13 protein-coding genes and 2 pseudogenes are annotated in these 15528 nt (G+C 62.4%); 12 read left to right on the top strand and 3 right to left on the bottom strand.

Translation table 11 applies throughout. The features are described 5' to 3' along the window. Window positions 1-111 precede the first annotated feature (111 nt). A complete protein-coding gene (locus QUH67_RS23260) occupies window positions 112-1485 on the bottom strand; it encodes an aminotransferase-like domain-containing protein (RefSeq protein ID WP_300941572.1) in 1374 nt (457 codons plus the stop codon). A gap of 341 nt (window positions 1486-1826) precedes the next feature. Here QUH67_RS23260 and QUH67_RS23255 point away from each other — a divergent pair, with 341 nt between their 5' ends. The 10 genes and pseudogenes from QUH67_RS23255 to QUH67_RS23210 form a co-directional block, all read left to right on the top strand. Next, complete coding sequence (locus QUH67_RS23255) at window positions 1827-2153, top strand: NIPSNAP family protein (RefSeq protein WP_300941570.1); 327 nt, start codon at window positions 1827-1829, stop codon at window positions 2151-2153. 9 nt (window positions 2154-2162) lie between these two features. Beyond that, complete coding sequence (locus tag QUH67_RS23250; protein ID WP_300941568.1) at window positions 2163-3047, top strand: FAD binding domain-containing protein; 885 nt, start codon at window positions 2163-2165, stop codon at window positions 3045-3047. Next, a complete protein-coding gene (locus tag QUH67_RS23245) occupies window positions 3047-3619 on the top strand; it encodes a (2Fe-2S)-binding protein (protein ID WP_300941567.1) in 573 nt (190 codons plus the stop codon). The genes QUH67_RS23250 and QUH67_RS23245 overlap by 1 nt, the downstream gene beginning before the upstream one ends. Beyond that, complete coding sequence (locus QUH67_RS23240) at window positions 3619-6027, top strand: xanthine dehydrogenase family protein molybdopterin-binding subunit (protein ID WP_300941565.1); 2409 nt, start codon at window positions 3619-3621, stop codon at window positions 6025-6027. Before QUH67_RS23245 ends, QUH67_RS23240 begins: the two co-directional genes overlap by 1 nt. Beyond that, window positions 6024-6998, top strand: a complete 975-nt coding sequence (locus QUH67_RS23235) for an amidohydrolase family protein (protein ID WP_300941564.1) — start codon at window positions 6024-6026, stop codon at window positions 6996-6998. The genes QUH67_RS23240 and QUH67_RS23235 overlap by 4 nt, the downstream gene beginning before the upstream one ends. Before the next feature lie 11 nt (window positions 6999-7009). Continuing rightward, window positions 7010-7474 (top strand): SRPBCC family protein, encoded by a 465-nt coding sequence (locus QUH67_RS23230; protein ID WP_300941562.1) that lies wholly within the window; start codon window positions 7010-7012, stop codon window positions 7472-7474. 31 nt (window positions 7475-7505) lie between these two features. Beyond that, window positions 7506-8474: an ABC transporter substrate-binding protein gene (locus QUH67_RS23225; RefSeq protein WP_300941561.1), complete on the top strand. Its 969-nt coding sequence runs from the start codon at window positions 7506-7508 to the stop codon at window positions 8472-8474. Window positions 8475-8479: 5 nt separating this feature from the next. Further along, window positions 8480-9289: an ABC transporter permease gene (locus QUH67_RS23220; RefSeq protein WP_300941559.1), complete on the top strand. Its 810-nt coding sequence runs from the start codon at window positions 8480-8482 to the stop codon at window positions 9287-9289. Next, entirely contained in the window at window positions 9286-10071 is a 786-nt protein-coding gene (locus tag QUH67_RS23215; protein WP_300941558.1) for an ABC transporter ATP-binding protein, read from the top strand. Before QUH67_RS23220 ends, QUH67_RS23215 begins: the two co-directional genes overlap by 4 nt. 1182 nt (window positions 10072-11253) lie before the next feature. After that, window positions 11254-11997, top strand: a pseudogene (locus tag QUH67_RS23210) (methyl-accepting chemotaxis protein); the annotation flags it as partial. Window positions 11998-12085: 88 nt separating this feature from the next. Here QUH67_RS23210 and QUH67_RS34870 read toward each other — a convergent pair. Both QUH67_RS34870 and QUH67_RS23205 read right to left on the bottom strand, forming a co-directional pair. After that, window positions 12086-12160, bottom strand: a pseudogene (locus tag QUH67_RS34870) (LON peptidase substrate-binding domain-containing protein); the annotation flags it as partial. A gap of 375 nt (window positions 12161-12535) precedes the next feature. Further along, a complete protein-coding gene (locus QUH67_RS23205) occupies window positions 12536-13627 on the bottom strand; it encodes an acyl-CoA dehydrogenase family protein (protein WP_300948142.1) in 1092 nt (363 codons plus the stop codon). Between the two features lie 128 nt (window positions 13628-13755). Here QUH67_RS23205 and QUH67_RS23200 point away from each other — a divergent pair, with 128 nt between their 5' ends. Both QUH67_RS23200 and QUH67_RS23195 read left to right on the top strand, forming a co-directional pair. Continuing rightward, window positions 13756-14625 (top strand): FadR/GntR family transcriptional regulator, encoded by an 870-nt coding sequence (locus QUH67_RS23200; RefSeq protein ID WP_300941556.1) that lies wholly within the window; start codon window positions 13756-13758, stop codon window positions 14623-14625. A gap of 53 nt (window positions 14626-14678) precedes the next feature. Continuing rightward, window positions 14679-15488 carry an enoyl-CoA hydratase/isomerase family protein gene (locus QUH67_RS23195; protein WP_300941554.1) on the top strand — a complete coding sequence of 270 codons (810 nt, stop codon included), beginning with the start codon at window positions 14679-14681 and terminating at the stop codon, window positions 15486-15488. Window positions 15489-15528 lie beyond the last annotated feature (40 nt).

The raw sequence follows: 15528 nt of genomic DNA, 5'->3' as shown, positions 1-15528 counted from the left end.
CTGTCGTAGTTCAATTGGAAATTGTATCATTTTTCTGGAAGAGATGCGTCCGGCACGGCAGCAGGTATCTGCACTGGATGGCGGGCGAGTTGCGCCGGTCGCGCGTTGAACTCAGACGAAAGAGATCGCCTCAGCCATTTCCAGGATGCGCCTGATCTCGATCAGCGCGCGCTCCAGAATTTCCTCGGTCGCCGGTGCGCCGAGACAAAGCCGGATTCCGAGTTGTTCGGTCGGCATGCGCTGCAGCGAGCCGGGAGGCGCCAGCGTGATGCCGGCCTGTGCGGCCTGTGTCACCAGTGCATTCATCGTGCGGCCCGCGGGCAGCGGCAACCAGATGTGAAAGCCGGGTGCAGATTCAGAAGGCGGCAGCCATTCCTTCAGCACACGCCGCACGATGGCATTGCGCAGCGCCGCCTTGTCGCGCTTCATCCGGGACTGCCGGGCAAGGTCGCCGCTGGTGATCAGCCGCGCCACCACTTCGGCCATCAATGGGACCGCCATCCAGCCGGTGGCCCGCATGGCATTGATGGCACGGTCGCGGAACGAGTCCGGCGCGATCATCGCGGCGATCCGCAGCCCGGGTGCCAGGCACTTGGCGAAGCTCATGACATAGAAACTGCGCTCGGGAATCAACGCAGAGACGGGCCGCGGCGGCGGCGTCAGCAGATAGGCGTAGGCGTCATCTTCGACCAGATAAGCGTCGTGCTTGCGCACGATCGCGGCAATGGCGTGCCGCCGTGTTTGCGGCATGATGCTGCCGGTCGGTGTCTGCAGAGTCGGCATGCAATAGACCACGCGCGCGCCGGTTTCGGTAAAAGCGAGGTCGAGGCTTTCCGGCACCAGGCCCTCGCCGTCGGTCGCAACCCCTTGCAGCCGATAGGAGTTCTGCACCGACAGGGCGAGCATGCCGGAATAGGTGAATGTCTCGGTGAGGACGGTATCGCCGGGCTTGGCGATCATTCCGAGTGCGATAGAGAGCGCGTGCTGGCCGCCATGCGTGATGAAAATCTGCTCGGCATCGGACGTCACTCCGAGCGATGCGAGCCAGCTGACGATGGCCTCGCGGTGCTGACGAAGGCCTTGATGCGGCAGATAGCCGAGCAGATTCGACATCTCCCCGGTGGCGGCGATATCGCCGATCGTCGATGCGATCAGGTCGTCTTCGCCGGTATAGGGCGGCACATTGAGCGCGAGGTTGATGGTGGCGTCCGACGTGCCGAGCGCGTTGCGCTGTTCCGGCCGGCGGCGTTGAACGAAGGTGCCGCGTCCGACCTCTCCGGAGATCAGGCCGCGCTGCTCGGCTTCGGCATAGGCCTTCGACACCGTGCCGACGCTGAGGCCGAGGCGCTGCGCCATGTCGCGCTGGGGCAACAGCCGCATGCCGGGTTTGACATGGCCGGCGGCGATATCGGCATCCAGCGCCAACACGAAGGCGAGGTACCGAGGGCCCAGGATCGGCTCGAGGTCAGGCACCCAATCTGTCATCGCTGTCGGTTTTCCAAGCCCCACATGGGAGGGCGAAAGACGTTCAGATGACGAATAGTACAATTTTTAAATTGATGCAATCTTTACTGTATTACTCCATTACTTGTATGATAAAAAAATAGTGCAAAATGTCGGATGTTATCATGTATCTGCCGAATTGCGCATGAACGTCGCAAAGCCGCGGTATTCTTAGCCCGATCCTACCCGACGTTCATGCTGCATTACGAAAATTGCATCATATCAATTGCACATATTAGGTATGATTGAATTAGTTTATATTTGACAATTGATCTGGCGCGCTCTTATCTCCGGCCAAGCCGGAGCATCGAGGGGGGCGGGCGTTGATCTACGAGATTCGTGTGTATGAAGCCGCCGAGGGCAAGGCCGATGCGATGCGCCGCCGCTTTCTTGAGGTTGTTGCGGTCAAGTTCTTCCCGCGTCACGGCATCGAACTGATCGGCGCCTTTGCATCCCAGACGGAGGACGGCCGTCTCACCTACATGACGCGTTTTGCCGATGAGGATGCCCGCACGAAGGCCTGGGCGGCATTCAGCGCCGATGTCGACTGGGCGGCGGCGAAGGCTGCCAGCGAGATCGATGGTCCGCTGCTGAGGAGCCAGGTGGTCTCCGTAATGTCGCCCGTGTCTGCCAGCCTGCTGCTGAGCTGAGCGAGGATCATGAAGCCGGCACCGTTCGAATATGTCAGGCCGCAGTCGCTCGCGGAGGCGTGTGAATTGCTGGCCGGTGACGAGGATGCCCGCGCCATCGCGGGCGGCCAGACTCTGGTGCCCATGCTGGCGATGCGTCTGGCCCGGCCGACGAAGCTGATCGATATCATGCGCCTTCCCGAGCTTGCGGGCATTCGCACCGAGGGCGGCGCGGTAGTCGTCGGCGCGACGACGCGGCAGGTCATTGCCGAGCGGGATCCACTGGTCCGTGCGCAGCTGCCGGCACTGGCGGCCGTGCTGCCGTGGGTTGGTCATCCAGCGACGCGCAATCGCGGCACGGTCGGCGGTTCGATCGCCAATGCTGACCCGTCTGCGGAAATTCCATTAGTTGCCGTCACGCTCGGTGCCGAGATCATGCTGGCGACGCCGGATGGCCCGTCGTCGATGCCGGCCGACGACTTTTTCATCGGTCCGATGCTGACCACGATTGCGCCGGGCGAATGCGTGAGCGCTGTAAGGTTTCCGGTCTGGGAACACAGAAGCGTCGGCGTCGGATTCTTTGAAGTCAGCGCCCGCAAATCCGATTTCGCCTTCGCTTCGGCGCTGGCACAGGTCGCACTGGATGAGGACGGGCGCTGTATCGATATCGCGCTTGGCGTCGGCGGCGTCGGCGATCGCCCGCTCCGGCTGGATGTCTCGCCGCTGCTCGGCACAAGGCTCGATGCGGCGTCCGTCGCGGAAGCCGTTCACGCGTCCGCGGGCGACCTGGAGGCGTCGAGCGATCTTCATGCCAGTGCCTCCTATCGCCGTCGTGTCGCCATCACGCTCGGCAAGCGTGCCATTGAACAGGCAATAACCGAAGCCGGCGCCCGCCCGCTGAAGGGAGCGGCGTGATGAAGGTCGAGCTTCGGGTCAACGGCGTCAGCCGCACAGCGGATGTCGAGCCGCGCAAGACGCTGCTCGATACGTTGCGCGAGAATTTCCTGCTCAACGGCGCGCATGCCGGCTGCGAACACGGCGTGTGCGGTGCCTGTACGGTGTTGGTCGACGGTGAACCAGTGCGTTCATGCCTGATGTTCGCGGTTCAGGCCGATGGGTACGAGATCACCACGATCGAAGGTCTCGCGCCGGCCCCGGGCGAACTGAGCGTCATTCAGGATGCGTTCTGCGAAACGCACGGTCTGCAGTGCGGCTACTGCACGCCGGGCATGATCCTGTCCGCGCACGCGCTGCTTCAGCATACCCATACACCCAGCCGCGAGGAGATCGTAGAGGCGATTTCGGGCAATATCTGCCGCTGCACCGGCTACGGGCAGATCGTCGAGGCCGTGCAATTCGCCGCCGGCCGACTGCAGAAATCCAATGCGTTGCGGCCAAATCACGTCAGCCCGGGACACCACGGCGCCGGGCATGATGCGCCGGAGGAGGGCGTTCTCGAAGCCGATGCGCCGAAGGAGATCGTGTGATGACCGCCGCTCCCTCGACCTTCCGCTTCGTCTCCAGCCATCGCCGCGTTCGCGAAGACCGCCGCTTTGTGGCCGGGCAGGGACGCTACGTCGCCGACATCGCGCTCGAAGGCATGCTGCATGTCGCGGTGCTGCCGTCGCAGCATCCGGCCGCCAGGATCGTGTCGATCGATGCCTCCACCGCGCTGGCGATGCCGGGCGTGCACTATGTGCTGACCGGCGATGAACTCGCAGGCGCTACGGACCAACTGATGAACGGTCTCGACACCCCGCATGTGAAGCGCTTTGCGTTGGCCGTGGGCCAAACACGCTATGCCGGCGAATGGATCGCGGCGGTTGTCGCCGATACCCGCGCGCTGGCCGAAGATGCAACCGAGAAGCTGCGCGTCGTCTATGAGCCGCTGCCGTTCGTCATGAAGGCGGAAGAAGCGCTGAAGCCGGACAGTCCGCCGGTCCATGCCGCCCACGGATCGAACGTGCTGCTCGACAAGCTGTTCGTCTGGGGCGAGGTCGACCGGCACTTCGCCGAGAGCCCGCGCCACCTGTCGTTCCGCGTCACCTGGGGGCGCAATTCGACGGTGCCGATAGAAACCTTCGGCGTGGCGGCGTCATGGGATTCGTGGCGCGACATACTCGATGTCTGGGCCTCGATCCAGATGCCCAAATACCCCGACCAGATCGCTCGCGCATTACGAATTCCCGCAAACAATGTCCGCGTCCATCACGACGTCGACGTCGGCGGCAGCTATGGCGTCAAGCGCGGCATCAAGCAGTCCGTGCTCGTGGCGTATCTCGCCCGCCGGGTCGGCCGCCCCGTCCGCTTCATCGAGGACCGCCTCGAAAACATGCGCAGCGGCGATGCGCATGGTCCCGAACGCATCTTCGACATCGACGTCGCGTTCAATGACGACGGCGTGGTCAAGTCGATGAAGATCCGCGCGCTCGACAATGCCGGCGCCTATGCCGGACGCGCGCCGTTCCAGCTGGGCAAGCCGATCGGCGCCATCGTCGGTCCTTACAAGATCGAGAGCGTGCAGTACCGCGCGCAGTCGGTCACCACCAACAAGGCGATGCAGGAAGCCGTGCGTGGCTTCGGTCAGGCCCCGACGAACTACGCCATCGAAACCGCAATCGACAAGGTAGCGGCCGCGGTCGGCCTTCCGCGCATCGAAGTGCGGCGCCGCAACTTCATCCGCAAGGACGAGTTCCCGTATCTCATTCCGAGCGGCAGCAGCTATGACAGCGGCGACTATCACACTGTTGTCGAGAAAGTTTTCAAGCACGCCGATTTCGACGCCATGGAGCAGGAGCGCGACCGGCTGCGCGCTTCCGGCATGCTGGCGGGCATCGGCATCGCGGCCTGCCTGGAGCCGAGCGGCGGCAACTCGTCGTTCGAGCCGCTGCTGAACGAGAAGAATACCACCACGACCTGGATGGATTCCGCCCGCATCAATATCGATGCCTTGGGCTTCGTCACCGTGACGATCCACACGACCTCGTCGGGGCAGGGCCACGAGACGCTGGTTGGCACCATCATCGGCGAAGTCCTGCAGATCGATCCGGACTTGATCCGCGTCATCAGGCCGGACACGCTGGCCTGCCTGCCGTCGAATTCGCCCGTTGGCAGCCGCATGGCGATCATGCTCGGCGGTGCGGCCTTTCATGCCGCACAGAAGCTCAAGACCAAACTCGTCCGGATCGCTGCGCATCAGTTTGGCTGCGCCGAGGAGAACGTCACGTTCGCGTCCGGAGCTGCCAGCGATACTGCCGGCCATTCGTTGAGCTGGGCCGAGCTCGTCACCATCGCGCATCGCAACTATCATCTGCTGCCGCGGGATATGGAGCCTGGCCTCGAGGCCACGCACGTCATGCAGGTGCCGACCGGCAACAAACTGCCGGAAAACGGCCGCGTGCAGATGTATCCGTGTCACTCCTTCGAGTTTCACCTGGTGCTGCTGGCGATCGACCCGGATCTCGGCAAGCCGGAAATCAAGCGGTATGTCATCGGCCACGACTGCGGTGTCGTGATCAATCCGCACATTGTCCGGGGCATGACCCTCGGCGGCATCGCCCACGGTCTCGGCGCGACGCTGCTGGAGGAGTTCGTCTATGACGAGCAGGGCCACCTGATCACCCAAAGTTTCATGGACTATCTGCTGCCGTCCTCGCACGAAATGCCGGAAGTGGAGATCGTGCATCATTGCACGCCGTCGCCGCATACGGTGTTCGGACAGAAGGGCTCGGGGGAAAGCGGCTATCTCGGATCACCCGCGGCGATATCGAGCGCGATCAACGATGCCGTTTCGCCGCTCGGTATTTCCTTCAATAAGCTGCCTATTCGAATTTCTGCGATTGGTGACGCCATCGCCGACGCCCAGCAAGGCAAACCGCAAGAGCAAGCCACATGATCATCGATTGTCACGCCCATCTCGTTCCGCCGAGCCTGCTCGAGGATATCAAGTCGCAGGCCGCGAAGTTTCCGTCGGTCCGCCTGATCGAAGACGGGGCGAGTCTTGGCTTTTCCTTCGCCGGCGGCAAATCGACGCGTCCGGTGTCGAAGCCGCTGAGCGATCTGCCCGGTCGCCTGAAGTGGATGGATGAGCAGAAGATCGACCGTCAGGTCGTCGCCGGTTGGCTCGACATGTACGGCAATGACCTGCCCGCCGCAGAAGGTGCGGCCTGGTCGCGCCTCATCAACGCACATCTGATGCAGGCCGCGAAGGCCGAGCCGCGCTTCATCCCGCTTGCCACCGTGCCGACCCAGGATGGCAAGCTTGCCGCCGAGGTGCTGCGCGAAGCCCATGCCGCCGGCTTCAAGGGTGCAATGATCGGCACCCAGACCAACGGGAAGGGCGGGGTGCTCGACGATCCCGCGCTCGATCCGTTCTGGGAAGCGGCCAATGAACTCGGCTTGATCGTGTCCCCGCATCCGGTGTTCGAAAGTGGCGACGACCGGGTTCATGATTACGGCATGGCCAACGCAGTCGGCCGTGTCACCGACACGATGATCGCGGTGTCGCGCATGATCTATGCCGGACACTTCGCGCGCTTCCCGAAAATGAAGTTCCTGGCTCTGATCGGTGGCGCAGGGCTCCCCTACATCATCGGCCGCCTGCGGACCAACTACGCGCTCGACAAGAAGCTCGGCGATCCCGACGCCGCGCTGGCCGCGATGTATTACGACACCGTCGTCCAAGACCCCCGCACGCTGCGTTATCTCGCCGATATCGTCGGTGCGGACCGGCTGATGATGGGCTCGGACATGCCGTTCCCGATCGGCGATCTTTCGCCGCTCAAGATCGTGGCCGATACGAAATTCTCCGATGCGGAGCGCGCCGCCATCAATGGCGGCCTCGCGCAGAAGCTGTTCGGACTCTGAAGGAGCGCGTCATGAAGCTCGACATCGGCGGTGAAGAAACCATCCAGGCGACGGTGGAGCAGCTGTGGTCGGCATTGAACGATCCGCTGGTGCTGACGCGCTGCATCCCCGGCTGCAAGGCGATGACGGAGATCGCACCGGACAATTACAAGGTCGAAATGCAGCTACGCGTGGCGGCGGTCGGCGGTTCGTTTGAGGGCGAGATTTCGCTGTTTGACAAGGCGCGGCCGAAGGCCTGCAGCATCAAGGTGTCGGGCGCGGGCACCCTTGGTCACGGCAATGGCAGCGCGAACTTCGAGATCATTCCCGAAGGCCCCAATGTGTGTCGGCTGAAGTTTCAGGGGGGCGGCGAAATCGGCGGCCTCGTCGCCGGGGTCGGCCAGCGCATCCTGACCAGCGTCTCCAAGCATCTGGTCGGCAAGTTCTTCACGACGCTGCGCAAGGAATTCGATAATCCGGTCGCGGGCGCGGCCTGAACGAATCAGAAATTTAGGGGGAGGGATGGCCATGAAGACGTTCTTGACGAGCATTGCCTGTGCATCCGCGCTGGCTGCAGCATCGCCCTCCTATGCCCAGGCACCCGAGCCGCTTTCCATCGTGGTATTCGGCGCGCCGTCGCTTGGCGCACTGCTGCCGCCGGTGATCAAGGCGCAGAAACTCGATGAGAAGAACGGGCTCGCCATCAAGTTCGAAGAACGTACACCCGACGCCTATACGGCGCAGTTCAATTCCGGTGAGTTCCAGGTCGGCGGCAGCGCGGCGCTGCTGACGGTCGGGCTTGCCGATGCGCGCGGTGTCAAGGTGACGTATCTCTTCAATCTGTTTGACTTTTGGGGCGCCGTGGTCACCTCGCGCCCCGACGTCAAGGAGCTGAAGGATCTCGAGAGCAAGGATCTCGCGGCGGCCAAGGGCACGACGAACTATGTGATGTTCGACTGGTTCGCGCGCCAGCTCGGTGCCGACACCGGCAAGTTCTCGGTGATAAACACGGCTACGCCCGGCCTTGTCGGCTATGCGATGGCCGATCGTGCCGCTGCAATCCAGCTGTGGGAGCCGGCTTATACCACGCTGATCTCGAAGAAGCGTGAGATCCGTACCATCGACATCAAGATCGCCGATAGCTGGAAGAAGTTCACCGGCAGCAACAGCATTCCTTATCTCGGCGTCGCGGCGCATGTGGCCTGGGCCGAGAAGAACAAGAATTCAATCCCCAAGCTGTTTGCTGCCTACAAGGAGGCGGCCGAGTGGGTGGCGGCAAATCCGGAAGCGGCTTCCAAATTGATCCTGCCGAAGGGGACGCCCGACGATCAGAAGGCCATCGCAGCCCTTATCCAGCACAATGACCGTCTCGGCATGAACGTCCGGTGGGCGTCTGACCTTCGCAAGGAGATCAACTCGGTCTATGCGGCCGGCAAGTCGATCGCCTTCCTGCCGGCGGATCCGTCGCCAGCGACGATCTATGAGGGCGGGAAATGACGGATATGGCGCAACAGACTGCGTCGCCACCCGCCACGTCAGGCGTGATGCGGGCGATAGCGGGCAAGGTCTGGACGTCGGTTTTCCCGTTCATCGTGGTGATCGCGCTGTGGCAGTTCGCCTCGCTGTTCTTCCCGCGCTTCCTGTTCCCGTCGCTGATCGACGTGTTCTGGCGCTGCATCGACATCTTCTCCACCGGCGCGATGTTCTGGGATGTGATGGCGACCGTGCTGCGCATTCTCGCCGGCCTCGGCGGCGCGTTCATCATTGGCGGCCTGCTCGGCCTGATTATGGTTCGGTCTAAGGCGGCGGACAAGTTCCTGTCGCCGATCTTGACGCTGTTCCAGGGGATCCCCGCGCTGTCCTGGGTGGTGTTTGCCATCATCTGGTTTCATGGCGTCGAATTCCGGATCTTTTTCATCATGGTGATGACGACATTGCCGGCCTTCACCTTCCAGGTGATCGGCGCGCTGCGCGGTATGTCGAAGGATCTCACGGAAATGGTGTTTTCCTTTCGTCCGACGCGACTGAAATTGTTTCGCGTGATGATCGCGCCGGCCATCCTGCCGGACATCCTGACGGCGTGGAAGGTCAATCTCGGCAACGCCGCGCGCGTGGTCGTGGTGGCCGAACTGGTTGGCGCCACCGGCGGTGTCGGTTATCAACTGCTGCAGCAGCAGCAACTGTTCGACATGGTCGGGGCGTTGGCCTGGACGCTGCAACTGGTGTTCTTCGTGCTGATCGTGCAGGGCGCGCTCACACTGATCGAAAACACCGCCTTCCGCTACCGGGCGGTTTCGGAGCGCGCGCTATGACTGATACTCTGGTGGCCGAAAAGACGTCAGCGACCAGTGGCGTGATTCATCTTGCAGATGTCTCCAAGGTGTTCGGCAAGGAAGGGATGGCCGGCTCCTATCGCGCCGTGGATCATCTCAACCTCGATGTCGCGCCCGGCCAGATGCTGGCGCTGCTCGGAAAGACCGGCTGCGGCAAGTCGACGATCTTCAATATGATCGCAGGCCTGACCGAGCCGACCGCCGGCACGGTACGGGTGAACGGCAGGAATCCGTTTGCCGAGTTCGACGCGTTCCGCGGCAAGATGGCCATCGTGTTTCAGAACGATCGCCTGCTGCCATGGCGCACCGCGATCCAGAACGTGCAGCTCGGTCTCGAGATGCTGGATGCGCCGCCGCCGGACCGCAAGGACACCGCGCGAAAGTGGCTGATCAAGCTCGGCCTCGGCGGCCATGAGGACGACTACCCGCATCAGCTGTCGGGCGGCATGCGGCAGCGTGTGTCGATCGCGCGCGCCTTCGCGACCGATGCGGACATCCTGCTGTGCGACGAACCGTTTTCCGCGCTGGACGAATCCACCGCCGGCAAGCTGCGCGGGGAATTCGTGCGATTGGTGAAAGAAAACGGCAAAACCGCTGTGTTCATCACGCATTCGATCAGTGAAGCGTTGGAGATCGGCGATCGCATCGTCGTGCTGAAGCGTCCGGCCATGATTGCCTACGATGTCAGCTTCGACAAGGATACTCCGCTCGAGGAACGCATGACGATCCGGGAGCGGATCGGAGAAGTTCTGGCGGCCTAGTCGTCCTTGGCGGCAGAGCGATTGCTCGCAGTAGTGCTGACGGCGATGAACTTGTTGCGCGAAAACTCTCGCTCTCGAATTCTAGCGACCGCGCTGCACCACCTGGGTTTGCCACTTGACGGTGTCCCACTCGGCGGCCGGGCGTTAGGCTGAAAGCGGCATGGGGGAGGGGCGGCCTCCCGGCTACGGGCTTGTCACGTTGGGGACATCCGCCTGTTTGGGCGCAACGATCTTACGGTGAGCCGCTTGCGGATCCTGATCGTTGCCAGGAGGGTCATTCCCAGCCCGAGGCCGATCAACCAATAAAGCCTGATCAAGCGGATGAGGCGGCGGAAGGTGTGTCCGCCGGCGGCGAGGACGGCGTTGACGGCATCGACGCGGCGGCACCAGAGCTAGTTGCGGCCCATGCGATGCTCGGCCTTAAGATGGCCGAGACGGGGTTAACGGCGGACCTGCGGCGGAGTTCACGCTTGATCGCGGGCGTCACCCCTCGCTTTTGCTCCGGGATGAGATCCTCAACTTGTAATCGGGCGGATTGTGGCCTCGGTGGCCTTGTCGCGAGGATGCGCCGACCGAGGGCCTCCATGTCCGGGATGGCGGTCTCCAGAGTATAGCCATTATATGGATTGCCGGGCAGCCATTCGGCACCCATGGAAGGAGTGGTAGCAAAGCTGACCTTGACGCCGAATTCGTAGGGTGATCGGCCGCGCCTTTGCCGATGTATTCGACTTCCGGCGTGTGCAGGGATTGGCCCGAGTTGACGTTGCTGCGGCTCGCGCACGCGCCGCGCCAGCAATAGCAACTTGGCGAACGCCGCTTCGAGCCCGCCATTGCACTCGATCTTGCGACCGATGTCGGGGATGACGCGACCGAGATTAGGTGCGCAGCTTCTCAAGCATCCGGTTGGCGCGTTTGAACTGCTTGGCATGGGCACAGCGCCAAGTGCAGCCCAAGAAAGTGACATTCCCCACCGTCGACGATCACCCGCGACAGTTCGGACGGCAGGATCGCCTTGGTCCTGATGGCAACCGACAGGCTCCCCTGCAGCAATGCCCGCGGCCGTTCCTCGCCAAATGCGGTTGCGCCAGCGACGAGCGGTCGAGCGCCAGCCGGTGCTGGAAGAACTCCTCGCCGCAGATGAGCTGGTAATAGGGTTCTCGGCCCAGCGCTCGCAGCTGGGAGACGCTGACCGCGATCGCCGAACGGTCGCAGGAGCTGACCACGATGGTCCCGGCCGCTTCCGAAGAAGCGTCCACCAACGTGCAGTCGGTGGCGTCGGCCACCGAGGAACTCTCCTCATCGGTTAACGAGATCAGCCGGCAGGTACAGGAATCCGCACGGATGGCCAACGAGGCCGTCGATCAGGCGCGCAAGACCAACGATCGTGTTGCCGAACTGTCGAAGGCGGCAACGCGTATCGGCGACGTGGTCGAGCTGATCAACACCATCGCCGGGCAAACCAATCTGCTGGCGTTGAATGCCACCATCGAGGCTGCCCGTGCCGGTGAGGCCGGTCGTGGCTTCGCGGTGGTCGCCTCCGAGGTGAAGGCGCTTGCCGAACAGACCGCGAAAGCCACGGGCGAGATTGGTCAGCAGATCTCCGGCATCCAGGCCGCCACGCAGGAATCGGTGGGTGCCATCAGGGAGATCAGCGGCACGATCGAAAGGCTGTCCGAGATTTCCTTGACAATTGCGGCCGCGGTGGAAGAGCAGGGCGCGGCGACCCAGGAAATCTCGCGCAACGTCCAGCAGGCGGCGCAGGGCACCCAGCAGGTGTCGTCAAACGTCACCGACGTTCAGCGCGGCGCCAGCGAGACCGGGTCGGCCTCGACGCAGGTTCTATCGGCGGCGCAGATGCTGTCCGGCGACAGCAACCGGCTCAAGACCGAGGGCGGAAGATTCCTCGCGACGGTGCGGGCGGCCTAGCCGCCCCACCTTCAGCGCAAAGGCGGTCGCAGGGTCCGAAACGAATTTGGCTCCGCGACCGCAAGATTGATCGGCCGGCGCAAACTATTTGCAGGTGGTTGTCGCCGGTGGTGCGTTTCTTGGCGAGATCCATTTCGGTCACCGTGATCAGGATTTCCGCCCGGTCTTCGGCTCGACCAGGTCCGACCGACATGAAGCCCGGACCATCTTTCGTTCGTCACGTCCCGACAGCGGCGCCATCCCGCGGACTTCAGCTTCCGCGTTTTTGCACGAAGCAAGCGCTGTGGTGAGAAATATAGATAGATTTGGCTGTGTCCCGGTAACGGGACCTCGCTCAAACTTCGTTATGATGGATTGGAGCGGGGAGTTGAACCTTTTGAGAATGGTTGCGTGGCGGCATGTGCAGGACATTCACAGGGCGGTCAAAGAAATTCCGGCGACAACAAATCTGAACAGGCTGAATCGAGCTTGCTCAGCCACAGTGACGGGGGTCATCGTTTCGGAGGAAGGTCGCGTTTAGAGCGCCGTTGAGAGGTCGTCAACGAAGCAGCTCACGGGCGATCACCAATCGCTGTATCTGATTGGTACCTTCGAATATCTGTGTCAGCTTGGCATCGCGCATCATGCGTTCGACCGGGTAGTCCATGGTATAGCCATAGCCGCCAAAGATCTGGACGGCATCGGTCGTGACCTTCATGGCCATGTCGCTTCCGACGCATTTCGCCATGCTCGCCAGGACGTTGAGGCGCTTCCAGTCGCCGGAATCGCCCGCTCGCGCGCACTCATATACCAAGGCGCGCGCCGCCTCGATCTGCATGGCCATGTCGGCCAGTATAAATTGGACGCCCTGAAATTCCGAGATCAGTTTCTTGAACTGCTTTCGTTCCTTTGCGTAAGCCACGCAGGCGTCGAGTGCACCTTGAGCCAAGCCCACAGATTGGGCACCGATGGTGGGGCGGTTAAGATCAAGGGCGCGCATCGAAGCGCGGAATCCCTTGCCTTCCTCGCCAACGAGGTTCTCGGCTGGAATTCTGACATTGTCGAAGAAAATCGGCGTGTTCGGTGCCCCGCGGAATCCCATCTTGCGCTCGTGGCGCCCGAAGGAGATGCCTGACATTGTTTTCGGCTCGACAATGAAGGCGCTGATTCCATCCGCGCCGCTGCCGTCGCTCGTCCGCGCCATGACTACGATGTAGTCGGCGACGACGCCATAACTGCACCACTGCTTGCGGCCGTTCAGAACGTAGGTATCTCCCTCCTTGCGAGCGCGCGTATTGATGGCGGCCACATCAGAACCGGCTTGCGGCTCGGAGATCGCGATCGCGGTGACAATGCCGCCGTTCGCGATGATCGGCAGATACTTCTTGCGCTGCTCCTCCGAACCGAAATGCAGGAGCGGCATGATGAACATGGTATTGAGCGCCGCAATCGAGGCGCAGGCGGGCGAAAATTTCGAAATCTCCTCGCGCGCGATGCAGGCCATGGCGAGATTGCCGTTCGGGCCGCCATACCTTTCCGGCACCCAGAGCTGCATCAGTCCCATTTCGCCAAACAGCTTCACAAGCTCGGTCGGAAAGCGGTCGGTCTCGTCGATTTCGGCGGCGATTGGCGCAACATGCTTTTCGGCCATCCTGCGGACGGTGTCGCGAAAGGCGATCTGCTCCTCGGAAAAGTTCATGGACCCTCTGCAGATTTTTTTGCCCGAAGCCGGCGATAGGGGCTTCCATTGAATGGGTGATCCATTTAATAATTCAGTCCATGAGCATCAAGTCAAGCCCTCGCGCGCCAGCGCAAACACGCATCGCTCCGTCCGGTCGGCGGGAGCGCCCCCCCGAACAGCGGACGCCCGCAAGTCCGTCGCCGGTCCCCAGGTTCCGGCCGATCCACACAAGGCGGGCATTCGAGGAAATCTGCGAACGCATCCGTGAGCAGCTCGCTCTCGGGATGCTGAAGCCTGGCGACAAGCTGCCGCCGGAGCGCGACCTCGCCCAGCAGCTCGGCGTGAGCCGAAATGTCCTGAGGGAGGCGTTGCGTAGCCTCGAAATGGCTGGCGTGCTTCGATTGATGAAGGGAGTCAAAGGCGGCGCCTTCATCCAGGAAGGCGACACCAGCCGCATGAACGACGTCATGCGGGACATGCTGAGCCTTGGCACGATTTCAGTCCGGGAGTTATCCGAGGCGCGGGTACACGTTCTCGACCTCGTCGTGGGTCTGGCCTGTGACCACGCGCGTCAGTCCGATCTGGACGCGCTCGAAGCCAACATCGAGCGGACGGAGCTTGCGACCAGGGAGGGCAGGCTACTCGACCGGGTCGAGTGCTCCCGTGAATTCTACAAGCTGCTAGCGGCTTCGACCGGAAACAAGGTCATGGCAATGATTATGGATTCCGTGACCGAAATTCACATGCGCTTTGTCTACGCCAAGGTGGCATCGAGCGGCGTTGCGATGAGCCGGCTGGCCGAGAGGCGGCGTCAATTGCTGTCGGCGATAGCCGGACGGAACGCGTCAACGGCCCGCCGGCTGATGCGGACGCATCTCGAAGCTGTTCAGCGAATGCTCGAGCAGGATCCGGGCGCCATGTCGCTGCATGTCGCCCTGGCCGAGATCCAGCCAGGCATGCGGCGTTAGCGGGCCTGGAAGCCGGCCTATGCTCAAAACACAAGAACAGCAGGAGAAACAAAGTGTCGAATTACGCGAAGTATGAATGCCTCAAGGTCGAGGTATCGGAAAAGATCGCAACGGTGATCTTGAACCGGCCGCAGTCACGAAACGCGATCAATCAGAAGCTGATCCGCGAGCTGCGGACGATCTGGGACGACCTTGCCGATGACCACGCCGTCAGTGTCGTGGTGCTGACCGGCGCCGGCGATTTCTTCAGCGTCGGAGGCGACGTCAAGGCGATGTCGGAGCGCCCCGGAGGGGATGTCCTCGAAGAGGGCGAGGTGCATGATCCCATGATCAGCCGCAGAGGAGTCACCCGGCAGCTCGAGCTCGACAAGCCGATCATCGCGGCGATCAATGGCGATGCCATCGGGCTCGCGGCGACCCACGCCCTGCTGTGCGATATCACCATCATGTCCGAAGACGCGCGCATCGGCGACACGCATGTTTCGCGCGTCGGCCTGGTTGCCGGCGATGGCGGCACCGTAATCTGGCCTTTGCTGGTCGGCATCAACAAGGCCAAGGAGTTCCTGATCCGCGGCACGCTGCTCAAGGGCAGGGAAGCGGAGCGGATCGGCCTCGTCAACCACGTCGTCCCCCGTGCCGAAGTGCTGGGCAAGGCACGGGAAATCGCCATCGAGCTCGCGAATGGTCCGACATGGGCGATCCGCTGGACCAAGCTGTCGATCAATCAGATCGTCAAGGATCGTGTGAACATGCTGCTCGAGGCGTCGATGGCGCTCGAACAGGTCACGTTCGAGACCGCGGACCACAAGGAAGCAACTATGTCGTTCAAGGAGAAGCGCAAGCCGAAATTCGGTCAAGGCTGACGCGCTGCCATGGGTGCGGCAAGCGTTGAAAGCGATGACG

It is taken from the genome of Bradyrhizobium roseum (assembly GCF_030413175.1).
Classification (GTDB): Bacteria; Pseudomonadota; Alphaproteobacteria; order Rhizobiales; family Xanthobacteraceae; genus Bradyrhizobium; species Bradyrhizobium roseum.
The sequence above is the reverse complement of the archived record's forward strand: the minus strand, read 5'-3'. Positions and strand labels throughout refer to the sequence as shown.

Coding starts and splice junctions, on each gene's coding strand:
- QUH67_RS23200 (WP_300941556.1), top strand. CDS start 13,756: ATGAGCATCAAGTCAAGCCCTCGCGCGCCAGCGCAAACACGCATCGCT.
- QUH67_RS23205 (WP_300948142.1), bottom strand. CDS start 13,627: ATGGCCGAAAAGCATGTTGCGCCAATCGCCGCCGAAATCGACGAGACC.
- QUH67_RS23235 (WP_300941564.1), top strand. CDS start 6,024: ATGATCATCGATTGTCACGCCCATCTCGTTCCGCCGAGCCTGCTCGAG.
- QUH67_RS23250 (WP_300941568.1), top strand. CDS start 2,163: ATGAAGCCGGCACCGTTCGAATATGTCAGGCCGCAGTCGCTCGCGGAG.
- QUH67_RS23245 (WP_300941567.1), top strand. CDS start 3,047: ATGAAGGTCGAGCTTCGGGTCAACGGCGTCAGCCGCACAGCGGATGTC.
- QUH67_RS23230 (WP_300941562.1), top strand. CDS start 7,010: ATGAAGCTCGACATCGGCGGTGAAGAAACCATCCAGGCGACGGTGGAG.
- QUH67_RS23225 (WP_300941561.1), top strand. CDS start 7,506: ATGAAGACGTTCTTGACGAGCATTGCCTGTGCATCCGCGCTGGCTGCA.
- QUH67_RS23215 (WP_300941558.1), top strand. CDS start 9,286: ATGACTGATACTCTGGTGGCCGAAAAGACGTCAGCGACCAGTGGCGTG.
- QUH67_RS23220 (WP_300941559.1), top strand. CDS start 8,480: ATGGCGCAACAGACTGCGTCGCCACCCGCCACGTCAGGCGTGATGCGG.
- QUH67_RS23240 (WP_300941565.1), top strand. CDS start 3,619: ATGACCGCCGCTCCCTCGACCTTCCGCTTCGTCTCCAGCCATCGCCGC.
- QUH67_RS23260 (WP_300941572.1), bottom strand. CDS start 1,485: ATGACAGATTGGGTGCCTGACCTCGAGCCGATCCTGGGCCCTCGGTAC.